The sequence below is a fragment of the Paraprevotella xylaniphila YIT 11841 genome (assembly GCF_900683745.1).
GTDB lineage: Bacteria > Bacteroidota > Bacteroidia > Bacteroidales > Bacteroidaceae > Paraprevotella > Paraprevotella xylaniphila.
The window spans coordinates 1,318,416-1,330,911 of sequence record NZ_LR215980.1; the positions used below are offsets into that span (position 1 = coordinate 1,318,416).

The window sequence follows — 12,496 nt, forward strand, 5'->3', positions numbered from 1 at the left end:
TCAGTACCACTCAATATTTGAACTGTAACTGCTTTGTTTTTTCCATTTCAGCACATCGGCCAACTCCGAAGCATTGGCTGAGAATGTGAAATTATAGGAAGTATAAGGACTCAACACCACGCTAGCCGACATGGAGAAACAGTGCAAATCACGTGATATTGAAGCCGTTGTCATGGACAAACGGTGATAGTTGAAGTCATATCCCGAGGAATAAGTCAGATTCCATCCGTCCGAAATACGGATGTTACCCGAAAAGTTCAGCGTATGGGTCAGCTTATAAGGGTAGCGCATCTTCTTTACCTTAATGCGTCCGCTTGTATTCTCCGACATCGTCACACCGTATGATACGGTAAAGGACCAAGGCAACTGGAATTTCAAATATCCGTCTTCGTCCACCTCGGCCTTCTGAGGCTCCTTTTTGGCTCCGGCCCGCTCCGATTTCTTACGGTCGGGATCTATGTTCGTGTCGCCCGCTTCCTCCTCGTCCGTCTCGCCATCTGTCCCTTCCACGGACTCCGCCCGGCCTTTTCCCCATCCGAAAAGTTTTCTGAACGTCTCGTTGTTGAACGTATAAGACAAGTTCTGCGACATGCCTTGGAAACGTCCAAAACGCCCGTACGACCATTCCGTACGGTCACCCACACGCACATTACCGTTTTCATCGAACTCGTATGCATAAGTGGCAAACTGGGCATTCATGCTGAACGTATAGTTCCAAGGTGTCTTGATACGCACCCTCATCGACAAATCACTCCACGGTTGACGTTCGGCCGCCATGTTGTAGCTCAGGTTCGCTCCCAGTTCGTCAATAAGGCTGACTTTCCGTACCGAATCGTTCTTCGTACGAACCTTCATCTCTATGTTATTGGATATGTCCATCGACACGCTTCCGGTCTTCCCCCGCCCCGGCACACCATAGAGGCTACCGCTGTAAGGAGAATAACTCACCGTAGATACATTGCCGTCTTTATCCGTCTTCACGTACGACGCATAATAACCGTAACGGGACGTACCGAAATCCGGTGCATAATTAAAGCTTACGGTCGGCGTGAAGACATGGCGGATGGTCTGTATCTTCTTACCGAACAAAGGCGTGTAAAAACCGTAGAGTTTGGTCGTGGCCGATACGCTCATATCATAATTATACACGTTCTGGAATCCCCAAATCGTGTCGTTCACTTCCCGTTGGTTTTCTTCATCCCATCCTTTCATGACCTTATGCGTGTACATACGGTCGGTAAACCTGAATTCCGGCGTGATATTGATATAGTTGAACAAACTGAACGTCGCACTGATGGGCACGTTATGACGCATACCGTTACGCCAGTCTTTAATCAGATTGGACTTGAACAACAAGTCTTCTTTCGTATCTATGCTGTTGCTCAAGCTTCCGGTATAGCTTAAAGCAATCTTTTCGTACCACTTTTCTTTCCCCGCAGCCTTCTTGCGCTTGAAAGGATAGAAACGCGCCAAAGTAATATCAAGGCTCGGCAAAGTCATCGACAGGGAAGAGTCCTGGATGCTTTGCGACAAGTTGAAAGAACTGGAAAGCGTCAACCCTATCCGCTCGAAAGTCTTGGAATAAGCCACACTCGACGTACGCGTACTCTGCGTGTAGTTCTCCGGATTGTACATGCTCGTCAGATTGTTACGCTCGTAGTTAGAGGTTGCAAAATTCACACTGGCAGAGAAACTTTGTGAAGGATTAGCCTTGGCGTCCTGACGATGCGTCCATTGAATCTTGAAGCTAGTGGACTTCGAATAATCCGGCATGTTTTTCTCTCCTTCCACCGTATTTTGGTAGCTCAGGAAGAAATTACCATTGAAGCGGTAACGCTTACGGTAATTGGATTGCGTACTCAATCCCCACGACCCCTTGGTATAAATCTCTCCAATAAGTTTCAGGTCTATCATATCGCTGATGGCAAAATAATACCCACCATCACGCAAATAGAAACCACGGATACTTTCGTCACCGAACGTGGGCATGATGAACCCGGAAGAATACTTCTTACTGAAGGGAAAGAAACCGTAAGGAATGGCTAACGGCAAAGGTACATCCTCCACCACCAAATAGGCAGGACCGAATATGACATTCTTCCCCGGACGCATCTTGGCACGTGTCAATGCCAAATAAAAATGAGGATGTTTCGCGCTGCATGTCGTGTATTTGCCATGACGGATGTATGTCACGCCCTCAGCATCGCGTTTTGACTCTTCACTAATCATGAACCCATCCCCCTGCTTCGTGTAGACGTTATCAATAAATGCCTTGCGGGTCTTGAAATTGTAACTGATACGTTCCGGCTCATACTGGTCGCTTCCTTGCTTGAATACCGGTTGGTTCTGCACTTTTCCCGTGGAGTCGGGACGTCCTACGGCATGAACGATGCTGCTGTCCATGTTCATCGTAATCCAATCGGCCTGCAACTCCAGATTGGTATAATTTACTTTACTGTTACCATACAGGTTGGCATTTCCCAGTCCGGCCTCGAAGGTCACCGAATCGGATGCCGTATATTCCACAGGTTGGTCGAGCACCGACTTGCTCACTTTGGCGGTATCTTCCGCCACCGAATCAGCCTGTAAGCTGTCTGTGACCGCTGCCCCGATGCTATCCGGAATGGCAACCTTTCCCCTGACACTGTCAGGAAGATGCCCGGCACTGTCCGCCGCCAACTCACGCAAACCGAAGAGTACCGTATCTTTTAGTAAAGAATCCGCAGTTCCACTATTTTTTACCAAGCTATCGGACATCCCTCTTCCTATCTCAACGTAAGAAGACGAAAGCCCTTCGTTCAATCCGCCTTGCGCCAACATACAGAATGAACTACCCACCAAAAGGAATATAGCTATTTTTGTTTTCAACCGAATTCAGTCTTGTTCTAAACCAGTAAGCGGATGCAAAATTACATAAAATCCGCTTAATGCCCGAGATTTTCCGTAAAAAGTTCCATCCAATGCCTAAAACGCCGTGCTCCGTCCTCGCCATACTTGCTCACACTCTTCAACGCTTGTTCCGGTGTTTTTTCCCCGTTGGGATGGGATTTGGAATAAAATTTATCCGCATAACAGATGAGCTGTTCCTCCAAAGTCTCCGGATAATAATCCTGCACAGGTATAGGCAAACCCTGCGCTGCAATTTCTTCGCGCGAAAGCCCCGCACCGGTATGACGCTCGCACACCCTGGCGTGACGCGGAAACCCTTCCGCACGCAGCATCTCCGCCCCGAGATAACCGTGGCAAATATAAGGTGCGTCTCCCGTACATAAAATACCGGGAGCATGGGTGTGCAAAATGCCGATGTCATGTAACAAAGCAGCCTCCTCCAAGAATGCCTTATCCAAACCCAACTCCGGATGGAGTACTGCTATTTTCAGGCAACGGTCGGCCACCTGGCGGCTATGAATCCATAGAAGTTCCCTCAAGCGGGGGGTATCAGCATAATATTTATCTATCAAGGCTATTGCATCCATTTTATTTCAGCTCGGATTGATCGCCACAAAAGTACGATAAAAAACAGTGTTTTCCTAAGAACTATCCTTAAAATACATAAAGGCGGACCCGGAACACTCTTGCCCAGGTCCACCCACCTTAACGCCAATCGTTTACGGAACGATTACTTTTTTCTTATATGTATTACCGTCTTTCGACGTCAGGCAAACCACATAGATTCCTCGCGGAAGGATGAAATCTTCAGAGACCTTCACCCCCTTGCGCCGCTCTACCACATATCCTTGCGTATGGTAAACCGAACAATCCCATCCTTCGGCCTGCGCCACACGGATATGCCCTTCCGACACCGAGACTTTGACGCCGGACTCTACCCATGAGATACGGGTCGGCACCAATTTATGGCACCACAAAGACAAGGTGTCCACACGTGAGCCGTAAGCCAACGCATACAGTTTCCCGTTGGTTTCCGCCTCCATCTTCTGCTCCATCGCGCCTACGGACTGGCCTAAACGGTAAAGCCGTGTCCCGTTTTCGCCATAGATGTCCATCCGGCAAGGGGCATTCGCTCCCCAGACCAACGAGTCACCGGCCTGCACCGTGACTTCGTAAGCATAAATCCGGCCAACACCGGGCTGCACGACCATGGCCGAATCACCGTAAACCAAGGAGCGGAAATCCAATGCCACCGGAACGTCATAGGCAAACGTGTCGGTACGCGCCTCCGTCCAACGCCCGGAGGTATCGCCGAAACGCATGGCGAATACCACGTCGTCCGGGCAATAGGCAGTACATGTTTCCCAATCCACCGTGTAATCCTCCGGGATCTCATGCGGCACAACGCCCTCTACGTCCAGCCAGATATCATCCGCCGCAAAAGGATTGGCAGGGGTGACTTCCACCCGTGTGGTTTTTCCGTTGTTGAACCAATATTCATAGGCTTCTATACGGTTGTCGGCCAAAGAAGGTTCTGCCTTCACAAAATAACGGGAGAACGGCGCACTCCAACGCCCCGCCTCATCCCGGCTACGAAATGACACGCGATGAAGCCCGTAGGACAAATCCGACGTGGGAAACTCCAGTTCCACCATGCCTCCTTCGGCCGTGCCTTCCACCCGTGCGGCATAATCGCCGTCTATCCAGCACTCATAGCTCCGCAGGGTATTGGAAGAATAATCCGGCCCGAGACGTACAAAATTACGGGTCATTATCCCTGTCCAACGTCCTGCTTCGTCGGCAAAACGGAGCATAAGACGGTGCACGCCCGGCACCAAGCCTGATACGGGAAGCTCCAAATCGAGACGGCCGTCGACCAAAGCGGCCTCCGCCCATTCGCCACCGTCTATGGCATGTTCGCATGTGGCCATGCCGATGCCGTCATACGCTTTTCCCAAACGAAGGAAATAACGGCAAAACGGACTGCTCCAACGCCCCTGAGCGTCGCATGCACGGAAATGGAAACGGTGTATGCCCGGACGCAAATCCTCCACATCTATCTCTATCCCCACGCTTCCTTGTGTCTGCTCCACGTACGTACGCTGTGTGTCGTTCCCGTCTGTCCAGTATTCATAACCGGCCATCTGTGCGGCAGCGGAAGCAGGGAAAAGCGAAAGGGCGGGAAGTAACCAATGATAGATTTTCATACGCACCTCCATTTCCCGTTAGTCTTCGGTTTGTGCCTCTATCGTCACGCTCACTTTCAGCTTGCCGTCGGCGGCCACAGTCGTGTCGATATGGCTTTCTTTGATTTGGGGTATGGAAGGCGTAGGGTTGTAGGGATAAGGACCACCGTAAAGTCCGACCTGCATGCCGTCCGTCCCTACGTACTCTTCGGGATATTTCAGCTTGAATGTCTTCACGCCGTCCCATGCCATGTCGTTCATGCTTTCCTCGAAGATTCCGGCGAGCTTGCAATTCACCCAATTACCCGCACCTATTAGATTGTACGGAGTATTATCTATAAAAACACAATTATTAGCCACTACGCCACTCGAAATATTAGATGCCTTCACGATACTATTGCCTAATGAAAGCCCAACCAATTCATTTTGATACAAAGAATTTATCAATGAATGGTCAACATTTACGGTACAATACTCTTTAGGAAAATCTATAACCGCGACATAACTGCCACAAACATAAAAATTTTGATGGTTGCACCCATTACCTGCGCCGAATTGCACACCATCACAGACACTTTGCCGTAAAACAAAGTTCTCCGTACTGGATTCAAAAAGAAGAGGACGTTCAGAGCCGCTTAACTGACATTTCACAATCTGAAAATCCCGAATCACACCTGAGCTTTGAAATAATACATAAGAAAGCTTAAGACCTTCTAATCGGATTCCATCAACTTTTACACCTTCCTTCACCATTTCACCGTCATCATCCACTACATCCCGAGGTTTAAAATAAAGACCATCTTCAATAATTGTAGGATATATCCCGTTCTCCATGTCTGACACAAAACCATTCCCTACAACAGACAATGATTTTTGAAATTCATGATTAGAAAAAGAAAACACCCCCGCACTCAACGTCACCACGTCCCCGCTGTCCGCAGCAGCCGTGTAAGCTTCCTCCAAGGCCGTTTTACCGTAATACACACTCACCTCATCCCCGTGTTGAAGGGTTGCCATGAGGACATCCGTCCCTTGCTGCGCACGTCCCCAAAGAGCCGCGCCGCAAGCCATCATCAAGAGAAAAAATTTCTTCATATTCTCCATCTTTTTTATTGCGTCCGTCAGCCATCCACCGGACTGTTTACATTTATTACCAAGATTTAAAGAGGAGCGTGAGGCTGCTTGCCGGACTGCTTGCCACAATAGCGGAATCCCCATTCCGGTGAAAACGCAAACAGCCAAACAACAGCCTCACGCTTATGGATATACGTACCCACATCCCCCGACGAAACAGGGAATGCAAGCACGGGTATATACATGAAGCGTGAGCATCTGTTGTATCACTTTGCGTTCTCATTTAGAATTTGGGGATTTTCTATTGCGACAAAGTAATTTCCAAAAAGACGCTCTCTTCTATTCTACCATCCCGACACTACGGGACTTGATACAAAGATATGAAATTTATTTGAACACCACAAAAGAAAAACCGGAACTTTTTCTGCAAGCTTCCAAAAAGGGAAATGGGGAACTTACTTTTTGTCATTTTGTCCACCGTGTCCACTCGCGGTTTCCATATTCCGGTGTCCACCGCGCAGCAAACACAAACACGCGAATCTCGCGACTCATGCCATAACCCAAAAGACAGCTTTTCGCGGAAAAAGCGACAAAACGGCAGACATCCCCCTCCTCCTCCGGCAAGAAACCCGTCGGGCTGTAAGCCATAAAGCATCCAGTGCGGCACTTTGTCAACCCATGCTTGCACATCCGAAACGCCCAAATAGAGACAAAAAGTCCGTTTCTGGCCAGCTTTTCCCTTCCTACAACCCTCGAAAATATCGTTTTTACGAATTTTCACATTCAATCGGCTGAGATTCGTTTTTCGCTTTCAGCCGAACGATTTTTATTTCGGCACATAAAAATCATATTTTCTGCGGACATTTTACCGCAATCAAGTGGAAAGAATGGCATTTTTCTGCCGAAATCCATCCTATTTGCTCCTTTTCATGCAGAGCTAAAAGTCTAAAAAACACTAATTAAGTAGCAAAAAGATTCATTTTTACCTAATTTTGCCATCAAAATGATTTCAACATAACCCATAAATCCCCTCTGGAAATGCTCACATTCATCTCTTGCGCCAAAACGATGACGGAAAAAACGCCGACGGTTCTTCCCCCGGCCTCCTCTCCCCTGTTCATCGAAGAGGCACGCCACATCGCTTTGTCCATGACGGAATTCACAGCCGGGGAGCTGGCCGGCATGCTACATGTCAATCCTCAAATCGCGGCACGCACCGGCCTGCAATTCCGTGCGTTCCATGATGAAGGGACAATCGGACTTCCGGCCTTATCTGCCTACACGGGAATGGTGTTCAAGCACATCGCGCCACAAGATTTCACGACGGAAGACTGGACATACGCCCAAAGCCACCTGTTCATTACCTCGTTTCTCTACGGGTTGTTGCGACCGGCCGACCGCATCCGGAACTACCGGTTGGAAGGGCACGTAAAGCTGCCGGAAGAAGGCCACACACTGTTCGCCTATTGGCGCGCACGACTGACGGACACTTTCATTTCGACCATACGGCAACAAGGAGGCATATTGGTGAACCTGGCCAGTGCGGAAATGAAAAACTTGTTCGACTGGACACGCGTCACCCGGGAAGTGCGGGTGGTTACCCCGGATTTTTATACTTACAAAGGCGGACGGTTGTCCACCGTAGTGGTCTATGCCAAGATGTGCCGGGGCGAAATGACCCGTTTCATCCTGAAGAACCGTATTGAAAATCCCGAAGATTTGAAAACCTTCGAATGGGAAGGCTACCGTTTCAATCCCCATGAAAGCCACGACGACCATTGGGTTTTCACGCCCGGAACATAACCATGTGCCCGCATCTCCCGGCAAAGCCCGTTCCACCCTTCACGAGGCCATAAAGAACACGCCCGCCGGAATCCTGTCCGACGGGCGCACTTATCAACACATTTTATCGAGATCAAGCCTCACGGCAAGCCTTCACGGCCTCAACCAGACGCTCGAAATCTTCAGGATATACGTCGCCGATGTTCCCGATACGGAAAGTGTCGGCCTGGGAAATCTTGCCCGGATATATCACGAAGCCCTTCGCTTTCAACTCGGCATAGAAAGCCTTGAAGTCGAAGTCCTTCTCAGGATAAAGGAACGAAGTGATGACCGGCGACTGCACGGCTGCCGGCAACAATGCCTTGAAGCCGAGCGACTCCATGCCCTTTACCAATACTTCGTGGTTCTTGCAGTAACGGGCGTAACGGGCTGCCACTCCCCCTTCGGCCTTCAGCTCTTCCATGGCTTCCTTGAAGGCGCGTACCACGTGGGTAGGCGAGGTGAAACGCCACTTGCCATGACCTTTTTCCATCGTCTCCCACTGGTCGTAGATGTCGAGCGACAAAGAACGCGACACGCCCTTGCAAGCCATCAGTTCACTGCGGCGGGCGATGATAAAGCCGAAACCGGGCACGCCCTGGATACATTTGTTCGCACTGCTGATGAGGAAATCGATGCCGAGTTCCTGCACATCCAAAGGCACACCGCCGAAACTGCTCATCGCATCCACAATCAGTTTCTTGCCATGCGCCTTGACCACACGGGCCAATTCCGGCAGTGGGTTCAGGATACCCGTGGTCGTCTCGCAGTGCACGAAAGCCACGTGGGTCACATCGCCGTGGCGCGACAGGTTCTTCTCCACCACTTCGGGGTCTACCTGCATGGTCTCCTCGAAAGCCACCATGTCGTAGGCAATGCCGTGGCGGTCGGCAATGACTCCCATGCGGTTGCCGTAAGCACCGTTGCTGAAGATAAGCAGCTTGTCACCCGGCTTGAGGGCACTGCCCAACACGGCTTCCACACAATAGGTACCGCTACCCTGCATCAGCACGGAAGTGTACTCTTCCGGATGTTTCGTGGCCATCTCCACTAGCGATTTGCGGATTTCTTCCACGATTCCCACGTTATAATCTTCATCCCAAGTGCACCAGTCACTCAGCATGGCTTCTTTTACGGTTTCTGAAGTGGTCAACGGACCAGGCGTCAACAAAAGATAAGGTCTCATATTCTTGTTTTTTTTAATGTATTAATTCATTTTTTGGTTTATAGTCTCGATTACTGCCGGAAGTTCCGTAATGTCGTCCACCACATAGTGGGCACCGGCTTCCAACATGCGGCGGCGCACTTCGGCCTTGCGTGCGTCCAATTCATCGGCCGACATGGCAGCCACTTCCTCCTGCGTGAGGGCCAGTTCGTTGCTTCCCATGACCACACCCACGGTCCACACTTTGGCGTTCACTCCTTCTTTGATGTCGGCTATCGTATCTCCGTACTTCAACACGCAATCCACCGACGGTACGGCCAAATCTATCATATTCCGGTAGACCATATAAGGATAAGGACGTCCGGCAGGCAGATGGTCCGAAGTCACGCAGTTGTCCACTTTGTAACCGGCCTTTTCCGCCGCCGGAATCACGATGTCCATCATCTTGTTGGTATATCCGGTGGTGGAACCTATCTTGATACCGGCCCTGCGCAATGCCTCTACGGTATCCACCACGCCGGGTATCGGTTCGGAATAATTCTCCAAGGTATCAAACAACACGCGCTGAAAAGCCTCGTAACGGGCCTGCACGTCCTCATCGGTGTAGTCGCGACCGTACTTCTCGCGGAATGCAGCCTTGACCCGGTCGATGTTGAACAGGGCACGGATTTCCTCAATCTTGGTCAGCCCCATGTAAGCACGGGTCTCCGCAGCCGTCACCGGCACGCCGATCTCGTTGAAACTCTCGATGAAAGCTGCCACGGGGGCAAAGCAACCGTAATCCACAGCCGTACCGGCCCAATCTAAAATGATGCACTCAATTTTTTTCATGTTTCTATGTTTGAACTAAATGGTTTATCTGTTTTTAATCACTTCCGGGGAAAGGGCATACTCCTCGCCCTCGCAAGGGAACGGCGCAGAGGGAGCATAGACGAAATTCTTCGGGCCACGGTGGCGTTCCCGGCGGTAACGCCATACGATGTAAGCCGCAGAGCAGGCAAAGGACACACTGCAAATGATGCCCACATAACTGCACGCAAAGTTATAAAATTGCAACCAGTCGACATCGGGATTGAAACATTCCTTGAACACCAGAACCAACACCGTACCCATATAACCGATGAAATCCAACGTAATAATGAAGAAACCCACGTTGCCTTTTATCCTGAAACAAGCGATGAAACGCTCGAAGAAAAGAGTCTGGAAACTCAAATAGACGGTATAGAGGCACAGGCTCTGCAGGAAAAGCCAAAGCGTGACGGGCAAATTCCAAGCCTCGTAATGGAAGGCCACACTGCTCAACACGGCACAGCCGCAAGTAACCAAGGCCAACAAAAGGCAGAGAACCTTGACGTTGCTCTTCACCATCGACATGGCCGCGAACAGTACGAGAATCACCAAAGTGACCGTAGCGTCGATTTGGGCAAAAGCCCAAGAAGACAACCCTGCCGCCTTCACATCGATGATTTTCACGAGGAAGTCTTCTTTAAGGTCTTGCAACACGGTAATGAACAGGTTGGCAAAGAAGAGCATCAACAACACGGGCATGAAGCTCTTAAATACAGCCGAACGTCCCTTGCGGTCGAGAGCCACACGCTCCGTACGCAATTCCATGTCGGCCTTCGTAGGATGCGGAAGCCGGGTCATCGCCCATCCCAACAAGGAAAGCAACGGGAAAGCGAACGCACCGATGAACGCGGGCATCCAGAATTCGCTGACATGAAGCCCGTCCATCACGAAAAGCCCCAACGACTTGGCCGTACCGGAACTGATGGCGATACTCAAACCCATCAGGCTGGCCAATAAGTCCGTCACCCTCCGACCTTCCAAGAAGCTGAATATCACTCCCCACATGCAACCCAACGACAACCCGTTGAAGAACAGGGCAAAGACATTATAAGGACGGGGCAACGCTCCGAACAACACCAAAGACAATTCGGCCACAGCCACAGAGACGATAATGAACTTCAGCCTGTTCTCTTTTTTCATCTCCGAAATCACCTTGATTCCGATGAGTTTGGAGAGGAAATAACCCGCAATCTGCACGATGCTCGTGGCCGTCTTATAGTCCATTCCGAAAAAGTCAATCCCGTCGAACGTGGCTGCCGTGAAAGGCTTGCGAAGTGCATATACCAATGAATAAGACAACAAAGCCGCACCGCCGGCCCACAAGATGAACAACACATCCGAGAGAGTCTTTTTCTGATTTGCCTTCAATTCCATAATCTCCATTTTTCTATCGTTTCTTGGTTTTCGACGGCAAAGTTATCATGTATTCCTAAACGGAAAAATGAAATTCTATTATTAATAACTTTCATGAAATCAACGAATTGTTATGTAACATTAATGAAACATTCATGCAACGGAACTATAACATGAATGTATTTACTTTGCAGTCGGTAATACAATATAAAAGGTATAATGAACGAACTTTTTGAAATTTACAAACGCATAGAATACTTAAGAAACAACGGAGTGAAGATGAAAGAAATCGCCGACCATACGCAAATGGCGGCCAGTGTGCTCTCTTCGCTCTACTCCAGCGTACTGCCGACCTTTATCGGCGAAGTAAAGAAAGGCATTGCCGAGGAAGAAGCTTTGGACTATGCCCTCTCGCAAGTGAACAACGTATCCAAGAAACGGCTGCTCGGGAATCTGGAAGACATGAAAGAAAGGCTTTTTGAACTGGAACCGCCACAAGGTGGAGAAAAGAGAAAAAGCCCTTTTTGGGACATGATGGCCAGAGAATCGCAGGTTTCCGCGCAGGAAGCCTATAATTACAGCGGCATTTATATCAGCTACAGTCTCTCGTCGGCTGCCGATGCCCTGAAAGTGGAGCCTTACCTCATCACGGCTTCCGAAAACAACGAATACGTACGGGTGGTGCACATGAGTGCCTACAATACCACCCATTCCGGCGTGGGGCTTTTCAACAATCACACGAGTTCCTACATCCTGTTCAACGAACGTGAGAGCCCGGAACTGGCTCTTTTTACCATCTACCTGCAACTCCCCATGTATGACTTTCCCAAAATGCTGAAGGGGCTTTACCTCTGTCTCGACTACAACCGTAACCCGATTGCACGCCGGATTCTCTTCGTCAAGCATTCCGACAGCACGGACATGGACGATTTTTTGGCGCTGAAAGGCGAAATCATTCCCAAAGAACAAATACCGGACGACCTCCTACCTTATTATAATTATACGTGTCAACCGGGAGATTTCATCAAGACCTGTACCGTCCCGTCCCCGTCATTGGATACCCAAGACTTGGAACGGGAAAAAAAGATGCTGGAACTCTGAAAAACAAAAGCCGCGCTTCTGCCTCCGACGGACAAAAGCGCGGCTTCTTCTATCTTAT

Annotated in this window: 10 protein-coding genes; 2 read left to right on the plus strand and 8 right to left on the minus strand. The window is 49.7% G+C overall.

What is annotated here, in order from left to right; translation table 11 throughout:
• The 5 genes from E0E47_RS05640 to E0E47_RS17255 all read right to left on the minus strand — a co-directional run bounded on the left by E0E47_RS05640 (window position 1) and on the right by E0E47_RS17255 (window position 6,797).
• A complete protein-coding gene (locus E0E47_RS05640; RefSeq protein WP_130894328.1) occupies window positions 1-2,820 on the minus strand; it encodes a putative LPS assembly protein LptD in 2,820 nt (939 codons plus the stop codon).
• Window positions 2,821-2,924: 104 nt separating this feature from the next.
• Entirely contained in the window at window positions 2,925-3,476 is a 552-nt protein-coding gene (locus E0E47_RS05645; RefSeq protein ID WP_130893162.1) for an HDIG domain-containing metalloprotein, read from the minus strand.
• A 132-nt stretch (window positions 3,477-3,608) separates the two neighbouring features.
• The gene (locus E0E47_RS05650) at window positions 3,609-5,096 is read right to left on the minus strand and encodes a hypothetical protein (protein WP_232038346.1); all 1,488 of its coding nucleotides are present in this window, start codon (window positions 5,094-5,096) and stop codon (window positions 3,609-3,611) included.
• Between the two features lie 18 nt (window positions 5,097-5,114).
• A complete protein-coding gene (locus tag E0E47_RS05655; RefSeq protein ID WP_232038347.1) occupies window positions 5,115-6,170 on the minus strand; it encodes a hypothetical protein in 1,056 nt (351 codons plus the stop codon).
• A 444-nt stretch (window positions 6,171-6,614) separates the two neighbouring features.
• A complete protein-coding gene (locus tag E0E47_RS17255; protein ID WP_172604659.1) occupies window positions 6,615-6,797 on the minus strand; it encodes a hypothetical protein in 183 nt (60 codons plus the stop codon).
• Window positions 6,798-7,187: 390 nt separating this feature from the next.
• On the opposite strand from E0E47_RS17255, the gene E0E47_RS05665 reads away from it, so the two are divergent.
• A complete protein-coding gene (locus E0E47_RS05665) occupies window positions 7,188-7,952 on the plus strand; it encodes a YaaA family protein (protein WP_130893164.1) in 765 nt (254 codons plus the stop codon).
• A 112-nt stretch (window positions 7,953-8,064) separates the two neighbouring features.
• Here E0E47_RS05665 and E0E47_RS05670 read toward each other — a convergent pair whose 3' ends face one another.
• Genes E0E47_RS05670 through E0E47_RS05680 form a run of 3 tightly spaced genes read right to left on the minus strand, consistent with a single transcriptional unit; the run spans window position 8,065 to window position 11,367 of the window.
• The gene (locus E0E47_RS05670) at window positions 8,065-9,156 is read right to left on the minus strand and encodes a 2-aminoethylphosphonate--pyruvate transaminase (protein ID WP_130893165.1); all 1,092 of its coding nucleotides are present in this window, start codon (window positions 9,154-9,156) and stop codon (window positions 8,065-8,067) included.
• A 21-nt stretch (window positions 9,157-9,177) separates the two neighbouring features.
• Window positions 9,178-9,966 (minus strand): phosphonoacetaldehyde hydrolase, encoded by a 789-nt coding sequence (gene phnX, locus E0E47_RS05675; RefSeq protein ID WP_130893166.1) that lies wholly within the window; start codon window positions 9,964-9,966, stop codon window positions 9,178-9,180.
• Window positions 9,967-9,990: 24 nt separating this feature from the next.
• Entirely contained in the window at window positions 9,991-11,367 is a 1,377-nt protein-coding gene (locus E0E47_RS05680; protein ID WP_130893167.1) for a DUF5690 family protein, read from the minus strand.
• Between the two features lie 189 nt (window positions 11,368-11,556).
• Between E0E47_RS05680 and E0E47_RS05685 the strand changes: the two genes are divergently transcribed.
• Complete coding sequence (locus E0E47_RS05685) at window positions 11,557-12,438, plus strand: hypothetical protein (protein WP_008616733.1); 882 nt, start codon at window positions 11,557-11,559, stop codon at window positions 12,436-12,438.
• Window positions 12,439-12,496 lie beyond the last annotated feature (58 nt).